11 protein-coding genes are annotated in these 15,906 nt (G+C 58.3%); 10 read left to right on the top strand and 1 reads right to left on the bottom strand.

Features of this window, described 5'->3' with window-relative positions:
- The first annotated feature begins 571 nt into the window (after nt 1-571).
- The 10 genes from JFT87_RS08970 (at nt 572) to JFT87_RS08925 (ending at nt 14,747) form a co-directional block, all read left to right on the top strand.
- Nucleotides 572-1,834: an IS256 family transposase gene (locus tag JFT87_RS08970; RefSeq protein ID WP_201205128.1), complete on the top strand. Its 1,263-nt coding sequence runs from the start codon at nt 572-574 to the stop codon at nt 1,832-1,834.
- A 297-nt stretch (nt 1,835-2,131) separates the two neighbouring features.
- Entirely contained in the window at nt 2,132-3,733 is a 1,602-nt protein-coding gene (locus JFT87_RS08965; protein ID WP_201200527.1) for an ABC transporter substrate-binding protein, read from the top strand.
- Between the two features lie 259 nt (nt 3,734-3,992).
- Complete coding sequence (locus tag JFT87_RS08960) at nt 3,993-5,618, top strand: ABC transporter substrate-binding protein (protein WP_201200526.1); 1,626 nt, start codon at nt 3,993-3,995, stop codon at nt 5,616-5,618.
- A gap of 301 nt (nt 5,619-5,919) precedes the next feature.
- Nucleotides 5,920-7,521 (top strand): ABC transporter substrate-binding protein, encoded by a 1,602-nt coding sequence (locus JFT87_RS08955; protein ID WP_201200525.1) that lies wholly within the window; start codon nt 5,920-5,922, stop codon nt 7,519-7,521.
- 170 nt (nt 7,522-7,691) lie between these two features.
- On the top strand, nt 7,692-9,104 hold the full coding sequence (locus tag JFT87_RS08950) for an OprD family porin (RefSeq protein WP_201200523.1): 1,413 nt from the start codon (nt 7,692-7,694) through the stop codon (nt 9,102-9,104).
- Nucleotides 9,105-9,182: 78 nt separating this feature from the next.
- Complete coding sequence (locus JFT87_RS08945; RefSeq protein ID WP_201200521.1) at nt 9,183-10,778, top strand: ABC transporter substrate-binding protein; 1,596 nt, start codon at nt 9,183-9,185, stop codon at nt 10,776-10,778.
- A gap of 74 nt (nt 10,779-10,852) precedes the next feature.
- Nucleotides 10,853-11,863, top strand: a complete 1,011-nt coding sequence (locus JFT87_RS08940; protein WP_201200520.1) for an ABC transporter permease subunit — start codon at nt 10,853-10,855, stop codon at nt 11,861-11,863.
- Nucleotides 11,864-11,876: 13 nt separating this feature from the next.
- Nucleotides 11,877-12,788, top strand: a complete 912-nt coding sequence (locus tag JFT87_RS08935) for an ABC transporter permease subunit (protein WP_201205126.1) — start codon at nt 11,877-11,879, stop codon at nt 12,786-12,788.
- Nucleotides 12,789-12,798: 10 nt separating this feature from the next.
- The gene (locus JFT87_RS08930) at nt 12,799-13,767 is read left to right on the top strand and encodes an ABC transporter ATP-binding protein (RefSeq protein WP_201194391.1); all 969 of its coding nucleotides are present in this window, start codon (nt 12,799-12,801) and stop codon (nt 13,765-13,767) included.
- Nucleotides 13,767-14,747, top strand: coding sequence for a peptide ABC transporter ATP-binding protein (locus JFT87_RS08925; protein ID WP_201200519.1), 981 nt, complete (start codon nt 13,767-13,769; stop codon nt 14,745-14,747). The genes JFT87_RS08930 and JFT87_RS08925 overlap by 1 nt, the downstream gene beginning before the upstream one ends.
- Before the next feature lie 202 nt (nt 14,748-14,949).
- Here the strand turns inward: JFT87_RS08925 and JFT87_RS08920 are convergent, their stop codons facing one another.
- Entirely contained in the window at nt 14,950-15,210 is a 261-nt protein-coding gene (locus tag JFT87_RS08920) for a hypothetical protein (RefSeq protein ID WP_201200518.1), read from the bottom strand.
- Nucleotides 15,211-15,906: the final 696 nt, after the last annotated feature.

Raw genomic sequence — 15,906 nt, 5'->3', positions numbered from 1 at the left:
CACAATTGGACCGAGTGCATCCGGGAGAGATAGGTCGGCTGTCAGGCCGCCTTCGCGAGCAAGCTCGCTCCCACAATTGGACCGAGTGCATCCGAAAGAGATGGGTCGGCTGTCAGGCCGCCTTCGCAGGCAAGCCAGCTCCCACAATTGGACCGAGTGCATCCGAAAGAGATTGGTCGGCTGGCAGGCCGCCTTCGCGGGCAAGCCTCGCTCCTACAGGATCGAAATCAAGATCAAAAGATCGCAGCCCTCGGCAGCGCCTACCGGGGAGACAAGTACACCCACCACGCGGCGCAGCCGCCCCACTCAACAGGATGAGCGTTAGCTCGGCAGCAGCTCTTGATCTTGATTCACGGGCGACATCGGAAGGCTGAGTGGAGGGATTCATCCGGGGGTGGGAGCGCAGCGACCGTTCGACGAAGTCGAACACATCGAGAGGAGGTGCAGCGCAGCAAACCGTAGGCGATGCCCCCGGATGGATCCCGGAGCGAAGGAACCCCGAGCCCCAGCGAGCGGGCCGCACGGGAGTGTCATAAATTTTGTGTTCGGGCATAACATGCTGCAGAGGTGCATGTATGCCAACCAAAAGAAACCGGCCCGTGAGGCCAAGCGTGACCTTCCGTCCATTCCAAAAGAGCTGATCGACCAGTTCCTCAGCGAGACGATGAGTGCCGAAGCGATTCAGGATGCCGCGATGGCGTTCAAAAAGGCGCTTATCGAAAGAGCCCTTGGTGCCGAGTTGGGACTTCACCTTGGCTATCCTCAGGGCGCGGAGCGCCCTGAGGATTCGAGTAACCAGCGTAACGGCAAGAGCGGCAAAACCGTGCTGACCGATGACGGCCCGTTGCGTCTGGATATTCCCAGAGACCGTGACGGCAGCTTTTCTCCGATTTTGATCCCCAAACACGAGCGGCGTTTTACAGGCTTTGATGACAAGATCATTGCCATGTATGCCCGCGGCATGAGCGTTCGTGAGATTCGTGCATTTCTCTCGGAACAGTACGCAACAGATGTCTCCCATGACTTCATCAGCACCGTTACCGACGCTGTTCTGGAGGAAGTCAGTACGTGGCAACAACGGCCCCTCGAGCCCATGTACCCGGTCATTTTCTTTGATGCGCTGCGGGTTAAAATCCGTGATGAAGGCGTGGTTCGCAACAAAGCGATTTACCTGGCTCTGGGCGTACTTCCGGACGGCACCCGCGACATTCTGGGCATCTGGATTGAGAACACAGAGGGCGCCAAGTTCTGGATGAAAGTCTTCAACGACCTTAAAACCCGAGGTGTCGAAGATGTCCTGATTGCGGTAACGGATGGTCTCAAAGGCATGCCTGAAGCCTTGAGTGCAGTGTTTCCTCAGACAGCGTTGCAGACATGCATCGTTCACCTGATCCGCAACAGCCTTGATTACGCGGCATGGGACAAGCGTCGCGAACTGGCCAAGGCCCTGAAACCGATTTATCAAGCACTCAACGCCGAAGTCGCCGAGCAAGCTCTGGATGCCTTCGAATCGGGGCCTTGGGGCAAGCAATATCCAACGGTGGTTGCAGCCTGGCGACGCGCTTGGGATCGAGTTATCCCGTTCTTTGTGTTCCCGCCAGCCATACGAAAGGTGATCTACACCACCAATGCCATCGAGAGTATCAACTCGCAGCTGCGCAAGATCATCAAGACAAGAGGTCACTTTCCAACCGACGAAGCCGCGACGAAACTGATCTGGCTGGCACTGCAAAACATCACCGCCAACTGGGGAAGCGCCGCCCATGACTGGAAAAACGCTATGAATCAATTTGCGGTTTTGTACGGGGACCGATTCATCAGGTCTAACTGGTGAAATGAAGGCCTGCCTGACGGCAGGCCATTAACGGCCCGCACACAAAAAATCTGACACTCTCGGCCGCACGTAGGAGCAAGCCTTTTTTGCTTACTTTTTTGAGGCGTTTGTCAAAAAAGTGAGTCGCCGTCAGGGCGAAACCCTAAGCAGCCGTTACCGCAGCAACGGATATGCCCCCAACAAAAACCCCCACATATACCGAGATAGACACTCCCACAGGAAAAACGATATTTCCGGACACCCCCAAATCCCCGCTACCCTCAAAAAACCACCACCTCCAATATCCCCGGGGACTCCATGGAAAGAACCACCGTCAAACCTCTCCTGCTCGCAATCGCCCTAGCCACCACCGCTCCCTTCGCCCAAGCCGCCACAACATTGGTCTACTGCTCCGAAGCCAGCCCCGCCGGCTTCGACCCGAGCCAATACACCAGCGGCACCGACTTCGATGCCTCGGCGGAAACCGTCTTCAACCGCCTCACCCAATTCAAACGCGGCGGCACCGAAGTCGAGCCTGGCCTGGCGACCAGTTGGGACGTGAGCAAGGACGGCCTCAGCTACACCTTCCACCTGCGCGACGGCGTGAAGTTTCATACCACCGACTACTTCACCCCAACCCGGGATTTCAACGCCGACGACGTGTTGTTCACCTTCCAGCGTCTGCTCGATCCGGAGAATGCGTTCCGCAAGGCCTACCCCGCCGAGTCGCCGTATTTCACCGACATGGACCTGAACAAAACGATCAAGAGCGTCGACAAGATCGATGAGCACACCGTGCGCTTCAGCCTGAACAACACCGACGCCGCCTTCATCCAGAACCTGGCCATGAGCTTCGCCTCGGTCCAGTCCGCCGAGTACGGCGCGCAGCTATTAAAGGAAGGCAAAGCCGCGGACATCAACCAGAAGCCGGTCGGCACTGGCCCGTTCGTGTTCAAGCGTTATCAGAAGGACTCGCAGATCCGCTACGTCGGCAACAAGGCGTACTGGAAACCTGAGGACGTGAAGATCGACAACCTGGTGTTCTCGATCACCCCGGACGCCGCCGTACGCTTGCAGAAGCTCAAGACCGGCGAGTGTCAGGTCAGCGGCTACCCGCGCCCGGCCGATATCGAGGTGATGGAGAAAGACCCGAACCTGACGGTGCTGAAGCAGGCCGGATTCAACCTCGGCTTCCTGGCCTACAACGTGACGCATCCGCCACTGGATCAGCTCAAGGTCCGCCAGGCCCTGGACATGGCCATCGACAAACCGGCGATCATCAAAGCCGTGTACCAGAGCGCCGGCCAACTCGCGCAAAACGCCCTGCCACCGGCGCAATGGTCGTATGACCCGACCATCAAGGACGCGCCCTACGACCCGACCAAAGCCAAGGCGCTACTGAAAGAAGCAGGGGTTGCACCCGGTACGACGATCAATTTGTGGGCGATGACCGTGCAGCGCGCCTCCAACCCGAATGCGCGGATGTCGGCGCAGATGATCCAGCAGGATTGGGAGAAGGTCGGGATCAAGGCCAATATCGTCAGCTATGAGTGGGGCGAGTACATCAAACGCGCCAAGAACGGCGAGCATGACGCGATGATCTACGGCTGGACCGGCGACAACGGTGACCCGGATAACTGGCTCGGCGTGCTCTACAGCTGCGCTGCGGTGAAAGGTAGCAACTACGCCAAGTGGTGTGATCCGGCGTACGACAAACTGGTTCAGCAAGCCAAGGTTTCAACCGATCGTGACGAACGGGTCAAGCTCTACCAACAGGCGCAGAAAATCCTTAAGCAACAGGTGCCTATCACACCGATCGCCAACTCGACGGTGTTCCAGCCTTTGCGCAAGGAAGTTACCGACTTCAAGATCAGTCCTTTTGGCCTCACACCCTTCTATGGCGTGGGTATAAATAAGTAACACCGCGCGCCAACCGGGTGCGCCAGGCGCCCCGGTTGCCCCCTTGTGGGGCGCCATTTGCACCGTAAAAAACGTGCGCAAACGGTCAAATGCGTCAAAATTTATACATATGCGACATTAAGGTACGTTCGTGCCACTGTTTAAGACTTGTGGCCGCTCTGGATCTTGCAATGGGTATGGCCCCTGCATAAGTATCCGCAGGCACGACTCACGAGGTCGTCCTCTAATTCCAAAAATGACAACAAATCATGAGGCCACCATGCTTAAACACGCGGTCATTCCGTTTTTAGTCGGCGCAAGCTTGTTAGCTAGCGCACCTTTCGCCCAAGCGGCGACTAACCTGGTGTTTTGCTCCGAAGGGAGCCCGGCCGGTTTTGATCCTGGTCAGTACACCACCGGAACCGACTTCGACGCCTCTGCAGAAACCATGTTCAACCGCCTGACCCAGTTCGAGCGCGGCGGCACCGCCGTGATTCCTGGTTTGGCGACCAGTTGGGATATTTCCCCGGACGTGAAGGAATACACTTTTCACCTGCGTGAAGGTGTGAAGTTCCATACCACTCCGTATTTCACCCCGACTCGCAACTTCAACGCTGATGACGTGCTGTTCACCTTTAATCGCATGATTAACAAGGATGATCCGTTCCGCAAAGCGTACCCGACCGAATTCCCGTACTTCACCGACATGGGGATGGACACCAACATCGCCAAGATCGAGAAGGTCGACGATCACACGGTCAAGTTTGTCCTGAACACCGTTGACGCTGCGTTCATCCAGAACATGGCGATGAGCTTCGCTTCCATCCAGTCCGCCGAGTACGCTGCCAAGCTGCTCAAGGAAGGCAAGGCAGCCGACATCAACCAGAAGCCAATCGGCACTGGCCCGTTCGTGTTCAAGAGCTACCAGAAAGACTCCAACATCCGCTACACCGGGAACAAGGACTACTGGAAGCCTGAAGACGTGAAGATCGACAACCTGATCTTCGCTATCACCACCGACCCGTCGGTACGTATTCAGAAGCTGAAGAAAAACGAATGCCAGGTCACTCTTTTCCCGCGTCCAGCCGACCTCAAGGCACTGGGTGAAGACAAAGAGCTGAAACTGCCAAACCAGGCCGGTTTCAACCTGGGCTACATCGCCTACAACGTGATGGACAAGGTCAAGGGCAGCAACGAGCCGAACCCGCTGGCTGACCTGCGCGTCCGTCAGGCACTGGACATGGCCGTCAACAAGCCTCAGATCATCGACTCGGTTTACCAGGGCGCCGGCCAACTGGCCGTCAACGCCATGCCTCCGACCCAGTGGTCCTACGACACCACCATCAAAGATGCCAAGTACGACCCTGAGAAAGCCAAAGAGCTGCTCAAGGAAGCTGGCGTCAAGGAAGGCACCCAGATCACTCTGTGGGCCATGCCGGTTCAGCGGCCATACAACCCGAACGCCAAACTGATGGCTGAAATGCTGCAGTCCGACTGGAAGAAAATCGGCCTGAACGTGAACATCGTCAGCTACGAATGGGGCGAGTACATCAAGCGTTCCAAAGGTGGCGAAAACCAGGCGATGATCATCGGCTGGAGCGGTGACAATGGGGACCCGGACAACTGGCTCGGCACCCTGTTCGGCTGCGACGCGCTGAACGGCAACAACTTCTCCAAATGGTGCGACAAGCCGTACGACGCTCTGATCAAAGAAGCCAAGGCTACGCCTGATCAGGCCAAGCGCATCGAGCTGTACAAGCAAGCACAACACATCCTCAAAGATGCAGTTCCAATGACACCTATCGCACACTCGACGGTGTATCAACCCATGCGCGCCAACGTGCAGGACTTCAAGATCAGCCCATTCGGCTTGAACTCCTTCTACGGCGTCAGCGTCAGCAAATAAGGTTTGGCAACGGCGACGTTTATGACGTCGCCGTTGCTTTATCTGCCGGGAAAGTAGGAATTCTCTGACAGCCAAATCCACTGCGTACCACAGCAGAGGTTTAGGACGTGTCGGCTTTTCCTACGCGTTTTTCAGGCCTTTCCGCATTTACTGCCAGACCCGCGGCTCATACCGTCGGGATCTGACCAGTGCATGCGTGGGCTCTCGGTTTGCTGCGCGCAATGGTTTGAACTCAATGCAGCCCCCACGTCCCTGGACGGGACGGAGGCTCATTGTTAAACACTAATAAAGAGGGAGCGTTATGCGCCATACCTTGGTTTTATCCGCATTGCTGGGCACCGGCCTGTTGGCCGCCACTTCCATCAGCCAGGCCGCCAACAACAGCCTGGTATTCTGCTCAGAAGGCAGCCCCGCCGGTTTCGACACGGCGCAGTACACCACTGCGACCGACAACGACGCCGCCGAGCCGCTGTATAACCGACTGGCAGAGTTTGAAAAAGGCGCCACCAACGTCGTTCCTGGCCTGGCAACCCGCTGGGATATTTCCGAAGACGGCCTCACGTACACCTTCCACCTGCGCGAAGGGGTGAAGTTCCATACCACGCCTTACTTCACGCCAACCCGTGATTTCAATGCCGATGACGTGCTGTTCACGTTTAATCGCATGCTCGACCCGCAACAACCTTTCCGTAAGGCTTATCCGACTGAGTTCCCGTATTTCAACGGGATGAGCCTGAACAAGAACATCGCCAAGGTCGAGAAGACCGGGCCGCTGACCGTGGTCATGACGCTCAACAGCGTGGACGCCGCGTTCATCCAGAACATCGCCATGAGCTTCGCCGCCATCCTGTCGGCCGAATACGCCGACAAACTGCTGGCGGTTGGCAAACCAAGCGATATTAATCAGAAGCCGATCGGCACCGGGCCGTTCGTGTTCAAGAGTTACCAGAAAGACTCCAACATCCGTTACACCGGCAACAAGCAGTACTGGGACCCGAGCCGGGTCAAGCTCGACAACCTGATTTTCGCCATCAACACCGACGCGTCGGTGCGGGTGCAGAAGCTCAAGGCCAACGAATGCCAGATCACTCTGCACCCGCGCCCGGCCGATGTAACAGCACTCAAGAACGACCCGAAACTCCAGCTCATCGAGAAGCCTGGCTTCAACCTCGGCTACATCGCCTACAACGTGCGCCACAAACCGTTCGACCAGCTCGAAGTGCGTCAGGCGCTGGACATGGCGGTGAACAAAAAAAGCATTTTGAACGCCGTGTACCAGGGCGCCGGGCAGTTGGCGGTCAACGCCATGCCGCCGACCCAGTGGTCCTACGACGAAACCATTAAAGATGCTGCCTACGATCCGGAAAAAGCCAGAGAGTTGCTCAAGGCTGCCGGCGTCAAGGAAGGCACCGAAATCACCCTCTGGGCCATGCCGGTCCAGCGCCCCTACAACCCCAACGCCAAGTTGATGGCCGAAATGCTCCAGGCTGACTGGGCGAAAATCGGCCTCAAAGTGAAGATCGTCAGCTACGAATGGGGCGAGTACATCAAGCGCACCAAGAATGGCGAGCACGACATCAGCCTGATCGGCTGGACCGGTGACAACGGGGACCCGGACAACTGGCTCGGCACGCTGTACAGCTGCGACGCCATTGGCGGCAACAACTACTCCATGTGGTGTGATCCGGCTTACGACAAGCTGGTCAAGCAGGCGAAGGTCGTCACTGATCGGGACCAGCGCACCGTGCTGTACAAACAGGCGCAGCAATTGCTCAAGCAGCAAGTGCCGATCACGCCTATCGCTCACTCGACGGTCAACCAGCCGTTAAGCGCCAAAATAGAAGGGTTCAAGGTGAGCCCGTTTGGTCGCAACGTGTTCTCGGGTGTCAGCATCGATCAATAACCGATAAGCCAAAAACGCTGGGGGCGGATTTCGCCCTCACGCAAGCGTATTGCCGTAATTCGCCAATTGGGCCTACAGCAAACGTTTGCGAAGCGCTGAATGAGTTCTAAACCAATAGCCGGGCCACAAAAAAACCGGCACTAAAAAAAGAAAGTAAAGGAGCTTCACCCATGAAACTGAGCAGCACCGCGATCCTGGCCTTGGCCATCAGCAGCATCACCGCCACGGCGTATGCGGAAACCCAGAGCCAGGATTTCACCCCGGTGACCGTCAACACCGCCAGCGCCCAAGCCGAAGCACCTGGCTTTGTCGAAGGTACAACGATCAAAGGCACCACCCGTAACTGGTACGCCAACGAGCAACTGAAACGTGGCGGCAAGTTCACCTACCGTAAAGACGGTGTAGCAACCCCGACCGATCGCCGGATCAACTGGGTTCAGGGCACCATCGTCAATTTCACTTCCGGCTTCACTCAGGGCACCGTCGGTGTCAGCACTGAAGTGGCCGCGTACAACGCCGTTGCACTGGAACGTGATCGCAAGAGCCTGGCCTCCAACAACGGTGGCGCACCAGGTTCCCGTCCAGGCGCCGGTAACAACCGTACCCTGACCACCGAAGGCGGCGACGCTGAAGGTCAGTGGAGCAAACTGGGCCTGGCCAACGTCAAGTTCCGCGTGTCGAACACCACCCTGACCGCCGGTCGCCAGAACTTCAGCACGCCAATCGTCGACACCATCGGCAACCGTCCACTGCCTTCGAGCTTTGAAGGTGTGAGCCTGCACAGCGAAGAGCTGAACAACCTGTCGTTCGACGCTGGCACCTTCGACCGCGTATCGCCGCGTACCGAAGAGAGCCTGTCGAAATTTCGCTCCGAGTACACCAACAACAACGCTGAAACCGATCGCGTTAGCATCGTCGGCCTGAACTACCAGCCGCTGAAAAGCCTGAAGACCAGCCTGTATGCATCCCAGGTTGAAGACTTCTGGAACCAGTACTACTTCGGCGCTACCCATGAACTGGGTGACAGCAATGTCCTGAGCCTGACCACTGGCCTGAACTACTACAAAACCGTCGATACCGGCAAAAAAGAGATGGGTGAAATCGACAACGACGCCTACTCCCTGTCGTTCGGCCTGACTCACCAGGCCCACAGCCTGACCTTCTCGTACCAGGAAATTAACGGCAACGAGTACTTCGACTACCTGCATGAAACCAACGGCATCTACCTGGCCAACTCCCTGCTGTCCGACTTCAACGGTCCGAACGAGAAATCCTTCCAGATCGCCTACGGTCTGAACATGGCCGAATACGGCGTGCCAGGCCTGAAGTTCAACATCTACCAGGCTCGCGGCTGGGGCATCGACGGTACTCACTACACCGGCACTGCGTATGACGTGAAAAACATGGACGGCGAGCATCACTACGAATACGGCATCGGTGCTTCGTACGCAGTGCAGAGCGGCCCACTCAAGGCCTCCACTGTTCGCGCGACCTACACCGCTCACCGTGCCAGCGAAAACCAGGCTGACGGCAGCATCAACGAGTTCCGTCTCGTAACCACCATCCCGTTCAACATTCTGTAAAAACACCGCCCAACGGCTGACTCATGAAGAGTCGGCCGTTCGGTTTTTTCCTGTTCAACCGATTGCAGAGGGCTCTTGATGAAAATGCTTCCCCTACGTGCGGCCATCGCTGCCGCGTTGCTGAGTGTCGCTGTTGGCGTCTCGGCCAAACCCTTGGTGGTCTGCACCGAAGCCAGTCCGGAAGGCTTCGATATGGTCCAGTACACGACTGCAGTCACAGGCGACGCAGTGTCCGAAACCATCTTCAATCGTCTGGTGGCGTTCAAGCCCGGTACCACCGAAGTGGTTCCGGCACTGGCCGACTCCTGGGACATCAGCGAGGACGGTCTGAACTACACGTTCCATCTGCGCAAAGGCGTCAAGTTTCACACCACCGAATACTTCAAGCCGACCCGCGACATGAATGCCGACGACGTGGTCTGGAGCTTCCAGCGTCAACTGGACCCAAACCATCCATGGCACAAACTGTCGAGCGTGGGCTTCCCGTACTTTGAAAGCATGGGCTTCAAGGAACTGCTGAAAAGCGTCGAGAAAGTTGACGACAACACCGTCAAATTCACCCTGACTCGTCGCGAAGCGCCATTCCTGGCTGACATCGCCATGGCCTTCTCCTCGATCTACTCCGCCGAGTACGCTGACCAGTTGCTCAAGGCCGACAAGACCAGCGATCTGAACAGCAAGCCAATCGGCACCGGCCCGTTTATCTTCCAGCGTTACGCCAAGGATGCTCAGGTCCGTTTCAAGGCCAACCCGGAGTATTTCCGTGGCAAGCCTCCGGCTGATGCGCTGATCCTGGCCATCGCCACCGACAACAACGTGCGCCTGCAAAAGCTCAAGGCCAACGAGTGCCAGATCGCGCTGTACCCGAAACCGGATGACATCCCGAGCATCAAGAAAGACTCGAACCTGAAGGTCGATGAACTGAACGCGATGACCGTTTCGTACATCGCCATGAACACCACCCACAAGTACATGAGTGACGTGCGGGTGCGTAAGGCCATCGACATCGCCTTCGACAAAGCGGCTTACGTCAATGCGCTGTTCGGCAAAGGTAACGCCACGGTCGCGGTCAACCCGTACCCGGACACCCTGCTGGGTTACAACCACGACTTGAAGAACCCGCCGCGTGATCTCGACAAGGCTCGCGCCCTGCTCAAGGAAGCCGGCGTACCGGAAGGCACGGTGCTCACCCTGTTCACCCGTAACGGCGGCGGCCCGACCAACCCGAACCCGATGCTCGGCGCGCAGATGATGCAGGCCGACCTGGCCAAGGTCGGAATCAAGATTGATATTCGCGTCATGGAATGGGGCGAAATGCTCAAACGCGCCAAAAACGGCGAGCACGACATGGTTTCCGCCGGATGGGCGGGCGACAACGGCGACCCGGATAATTTTCTGACGCCTATGCTCAGTTGCGAGGCTGCCAAAAACGGCGAAAACTACGCCCGTTGGTGCAACGAGAAATTCCAGACACTGCTGGACGAAGCACGCGCTAAAGTTGACCCGGCCGAACGGGCCAAGCTGTACGAGCAGGCTCAGGTGATCTTTAACCAGGATCAACCGTGGATCAGCATGGCCCACACCCGTATGTTTACCGCAATGCGCAACAACGTAGAGGGCTATCACATTAGCCCCCTCACCACTAATAACTTCGCCACCACCCAGGTGAAGTAGATAAGAAAACTCCCGGCGTCCCTGACCCCAGGGACGCCAGGCACGCCTAACCGGCTGATGAGGTACCACACAAGATGTTTAGTTTTATTGCCCGCCGACTGGGGTTATTGATCCCCACGTTTTTCGGCATCACCCTGCTGACTTTCGCACTGATTCGCATGATTCCGGGCGACCCCGTGGAAGTAATGATGGGCGAACGTCGGGTCGACCCCGAAATGCACGCCCAGGCAATGGAACGCCTAGGTCTGAACAAACCCCTGTATGCCCAATACCTGGATTACATCGGCAAGTTGGCCCACGGCGACCTTGGCGAATCACTGCGCACACGCACCAGTGTCTGGACCGAGTTCAGCTCTCTATTCCCTGCGACCCTGGAACTGTCCATGGCCGCACTGTTGTTCGCTGGCGTCCTGGGCCTTCTGGCCGGGGTGATTGCGGCACTCAAGCGAGGATCCCTGTTCGACCATGGGGTGATGGGCATCTCCCTGGCGGGATATTCGATGCCTATCTTCTGGTGGGGCCTGATCCTGATCATGTTCTTCTCGGTATCCCTGGGCTGGACGCCAGTGTCCGGGCGGATCGACCTGCTCTATGACATCGAGCCGCGCACCGGCTTCATGCTCATCGACACCTTGCTGGCCGATGACGTCGGTGCATTCTTCGATGCCCTGCATCACCTGATCCTGCCGGCCATTGTGCTCGGCACCATCCCGCTGGCCGTTATTGCGCGGATGACCCGTTCGTCGATGCTCGAAGTGCTGCGTGAGGATTACATCCGTACCGCTCGCGCCAAAGGCCTGTCGCCGGCTCGCGTGGTATTCGTCCACGGCCTGCGCAACGCACTGATTCCGGTGCTGACCGTGGTTGGCCTGCAAGTCGGCACGTTGCTGGCCGGTGCGGTCCTGACCGAAACCATCTTCTCCTGGCCCGGCATCGGCAAATGGCTGATCGAAGCCATTGGCGCACGGGACTATCCCGTGGTGCAAAACGGCATCCTGTTAATCGCCTGCCTGGTGATTCTGGTCAACTTCGTAGTGGACATCCTCTACGGCTTTGCCAACCCACGCATTCGTCACCAGCGCTGAGATCATCATGACCATGAGCACTCCAATTCCAGCGGTAGCAGTCGATCAAAGCCTGCTGTACCCGTCTCCGTACAAAGAATTCTGGCAAGCATTCTCCAAGAACAAAGGCGCCGTCGCCGGCCTGATGTTCATGCTGCTGGTGATTTTCTGCGCGATCTTCGCGCCGTGGGTTGCCCCGCACAACCCGAGCGAGCAATACCGTGACTTCCTGCTGACCCCGCCGTCCTGGCTGGAAGGTGGGCACATCCAGTTCCTGCTCGGTACCGATGAACTGGGTCGCGACCTGCTGTCGCGGCTGATCAACGGTTCGCGCCTGTCCCTGTTGATCGGCTTGTCGTCGGTTGTCATGTCGCTGATCCCGGGGATCCTGCTGGGTCTGTTCGCCGGTTTCTTCCCGAAAATGCTCGGCCCGACCATCATGCGTCTGATGGACATCATGCTGGCCCTGCCGTCCCTGCTGCTGGCGGTGGCAATTGTCGCCATCCTCGGCCCTGGCCTGATTAACACCATTATTGCGATCGCCGTGGTTTCGTTGCCGTCCTATGTTCGTCTGACCCGCGCCGCGGTGATGGGCGAACTGAACCGCGACTACGTGACCGCCGCGCGCCTGGCCGGTGCCGGCCTGCCACGCCTGATGTTCGTCACTGTGCTGCCCAACTGCATGGCGCCACTGATCGTTCAAGCGACCTTGAGCTTCTCCTCGGCGATTCTCGATGCCGCCGCCCTGGGCTTCCTGGGTCTTGGCGTTCAACCGCCAACCCCTGAGTGGGGCACCATGCTGGCTTCGGCTCGCGACTACATCGAACGCGCCTGGTGGGTGGTAAGTCTGCCTGGTTTGACCATTTTGCTCAGCGTGCTGGCAATCAACTTGATGGGCGACGGCCTGCGCGATGCGCTGGACCCGAAACTCAAGAACGCCGCCTGAGGAGATTCAAATGTCACTGTTAGAAATCAAGAATCTCAACGTTCGTTTCGGCGACAAGAACGCCGTTCCGGTGGTCGACGGTCTCGACATTACCGTGGACAAAGGCGAAGTCCTGGCCATCGTTGGCGAATCGGGTTCCGGCAAGTCCGTGACCATGATGGCGCTGATGGGCCTGATCGAACATCCGGGGATCGTCACTGCTGACGCCCTGAATTTCGACGGCAAGGACATGCTCAAGCTTAGCAACCGTCAGCGTCGGCAAATCGTCGGCAAAGACCTGGCTATGGTCTTCCAGGACCCAATGACCGCGCTGAACCCGAGCTACACCGTCGGTTTCCAGATCGAAGAAGTGCTGCGCCTGCACCTGAAAATGTCCAGCAAGCAAGCGCGCAAGCGTGCCATCGAGCTCCTGGAAAAAGTTGAAATCCCGGGGGCCGCCAGCCGTATGGAGGCCTACCCGCATCAATTGTCGGGCGGTATGAGCCAGCGTGTTGCAATCGCCATGGCGATTGCCGGCGAACCGAAACTGTTGATCGCCGACGAACCGACCACTGCACTCGACGTGACCATTCAGGCCCAGATCATGGACCTGCTGTTGGCCCTGCAAAAAGAGCAGAACATGGGCCTGGTGCTGATCACTCACGACCTCGCGGTCGTGGCCGAAACCGCCCAGCGTGTGTGCGTGATGTACGCCGGCCAAGCGGTCGAAGTCGGTCAAGTGCCACAACTGTTCGACATTCCGGCGCACCCGTACAGCGAAGCGCTGCTCAAGGCGATTCCGGAACACAGCCTCGGCGCCACGCGTCTGGCCACGCTGCCGGGCATCGTTCCCGGTCGCTACGACCGCCCGCAGGGTTGCCTGCTATCGCCGCGTTGCCCGTACGTGCAGGATTCCTGCCGCGCACAGCGTCCTGGCCTTGACCCGAAAAGCAACAGCCTCGCCCGCTGCTTCTACCCGCTGAATCAGGAGGTGGCGTAATGGCCGTCGTACTTACCGCCCGCGACCTGACCCGTCATTACGAAGTGTCCCGCGGCCTGTTCAAGGGCCATGCGCTGGTTCGCGCGCTTAACGGTGTGTCGTTCGAACTGGAAGCCGGCAAGACCCTCGCCGTTGTAGGCGAATCGGGTTGCGGCAAATCCACTCTGGCCCGTGCCCTGACACTGATCGAAGAGCCGTCCTCCGGTTCCTTGAAAATCGCCGGGCAAGAAGTGACCGGCGCTGACAAGGCTCAGCGCAAGCAATTGCGCAAAGACGTGCAGATGGTGTTCCAGAGCCCGTACGCCTCGTTGAACCCACGGCAGAAAGTCGGTGACCAGCTCGGCGAGCCGCTGCTGATCAACACCAACCTGTCGGCCGCCGAACGTCGCGAGAAAGTCCAGGCGATGATGAAGCAGGTGGGCTTGCGTCCTGAGCACTACCAGCGTTATCCGCACATGTTCTCCGGCGGTCAGCGCCAGCGGATCGCCCTGGCGCGCGCCATGATGCTGCAACCGAAAGTGCTGGTGGCGGACGAACCGACCTCCGCGCTGGACGTGTCGATCCAGGCGCAGGTGCTGAACCTGTTCATGGATTTGCAGCAAGAGTTCAACACCGCCTACGTGTTCATCTCCCACAACCTGGCGGTCGTCCAGCACGTGGCCGATGACGTGATGGTGATGTACCTCGGTCGCCCGGTGGAAATGGGCCCGAAGAACGACATCTATCAGCGTCCGCTGCACCCGTACACCCAGGCGTTGCTGTCGGCCACCCCGACCATTCACCCGGACCCGAACAAGCCGAAAATCAAGATCGTCGGCGAATTGCCCAACCCGCTGAACCCACCGTCCGGCTGCGCTTTCCACAAGCGCTGCCCGTACGCCACCGAGCGCTGCAGCACCGAAGAGCCGGCCCTGCGCCTGCTCGACAGCCGCCAGGTGGCTTGCCATTACGCCGAGCAATTTCTCGACGGCGCTGCGTAAAAAGATCTGCGGACAAACACAAAACCTGTAGGAGCTGCGGCACGCTGCGATCTTTTGATTTTTAGAATCAGGATCAAAAGATCGCAGCGTGCCGCAGCTCCTACAGGGATCGTGTTTTACCCGGGTTTAAAGTGTTAACCAAACCCCTTCCACCTCGATTGCGCATCAGTCGAGGCAGAAGGGGTTTTCTTTTGCCTGCAATCTACGTCTGGCTGTCGCCATCATCTGGATCATCGGTGTCCGGCTCGTCCGTGGTCGAGTCGTCATCGTCCTTGCTACCGCCCTGATCCTGATCGCCAGGCTCGGATTCGGACTTCGCCAGCATCAACCCGCTATGCCCGGCCTGCCCACTGAACGCCTGCGAACCATGATCCTCGCACGCGGCCCAAGCCGTCGCGGTGCCGAGGGACAGCATGACCATCACTTTCAACAGCAGTAAAACGCGTAGCAACCTGTTTTTCATGACCGATTCCATCCTGTGCAGGTGAAACACCAAAGCCGATCCGGCGCTGAGTGAAATCTAGTTCCGATCAGCCGGGTTCACCAGATAGGACGCTAATGAACACGCAGAAATGCCGTTGGCGGACAGACCTGTTTCGAATAAAGGTCATAACCGGATCAGCTAAGCGACACGCGACAGCGAGGGTTCACGGGCTGGGCGGGCGCCTTCGCGAGCAGGCTCGCTCCTACAATTGGATCGTGTGCAGCCTGTAAGGAATGAGGTGGCTGGCGGGACGCCATCGCTGGCAAGCCAGGCTCCCACAGGGATTGGGTGCAGCCTGAAGGGAATGGGGCGGCTGGCGGGACGCTATCGCTGGCAAGCCAGGCTCCCACAGGGATTGGGTGCAGCCTGAAGGGAATGGGGCGGCTGGTGGGTCGCCATCGCTGGCAAGCCAGGCTCCCACAGGCATCGCGAGCAGGCTCGCTCCCACAAAAACCAACAGCAAAACACCCATCACCCCTGCTCCTCACCACTCAACAGGATGAGCGTTAGCTCGGCAGCAGCTCTTGATCTTGATTCACGGGCGACGTCGGGAGGCTGAGTGGAGGTGTTCATCTGGGGGTGGGCGCGTAGCGCCGTGCGGCGAAGCCGCACACATCGAGAGGAGGTCGAAGCGAAGCCGACCGTAGGCGATGCCCCCAGATGAATACCGGAACG

This window comes from Pseudomonas sp. TH15, from assembly GCF_016651105.1.
Lineage (GTDB): Bacteria > Pseudomonadota > Gammaproteobacteria > Pseudomonadales > Pseudomonadaceae > Aquipseudomonas.
This window is presented reverse-complemented; position numbering and strand designations above follow the sequence as displayed.

Coding starts and splice junctions, on each gene's coding strand:
- JFT87_RS08930 (WP_201194391.1), top strand. CDS start 12,799: ATGTCACTGTTAGAAATCAAGAATCTCAACGTTCGTTTCGGCGACAAG.
- JFT87_RS08925 (WP_201200519.1), top strand. CDS start 13,767: ATGGCCGTCGTACTTACCGCCCGCGACCTGACCCGTCATTACGAAGTG.
- JFT87_RS08950 (WP_201200523.1), top strand. CDS start 7,692: ATGAAACTGAGCAGCACCGCGATCCTGGCCTTGGCCATCAGCAGCATC.
- JFT87_RS08940 (WP_201200520.1), top strand. CDS start 10,853: ATGTTTAGTTTTATTGCCCGCCGACTGGGGTTATTGATCCCCACGTTT.
- JFT87_RS08920 (WP_201200518.1), bottom strand. CDS start 15,210: ATGAAAAACAGGTTGCTACGCGTTTTACTGCTGTTGAAAGTGATGGTC.
- JFT87_RS08945 (WP_201200521.1), top strand. CDS start 9,183: ATGAAAATGCTTCCCCTACGTGCGGCCATCGCTGCCGCGTTGCTGAGT.
- JFT87_RS08970 (WP_201205128.1), top strand. CDS start 572: ATGTATGCCAACCAAAAGAAACCGGCCCGTGAGGCCAAGCGTGACCTT.
- JFT87_RS08955 (WP_201200525.1), top strand. CDS start 5,920: ATGCGCCATACCTTGGTTTTATCCGCATTGCTGGGCACCGGCCTGTTG.
- JFT87_RS08960 (WP_201200526.1), top strand. CDS start 3,993: ATGCTTAAACACGCGGTCATTCCGTTTTTAGTCGGCGCAAGCTTGTTA.
- JFT87_RS08965 (WP_201200527.1), top strand. CDS start 2,132: ATGGAAAGAACCACCGTCAAACCTCTCCTGCTCGCAATCGCCCTAGCC.
- JFT87_RS08935 (WP_201205126.1), top strand. CDS start 11,877: ATGAGCACTCCAATTCCAGCGGTAGCAGTCGATCAAAGCCTGCTGTAC.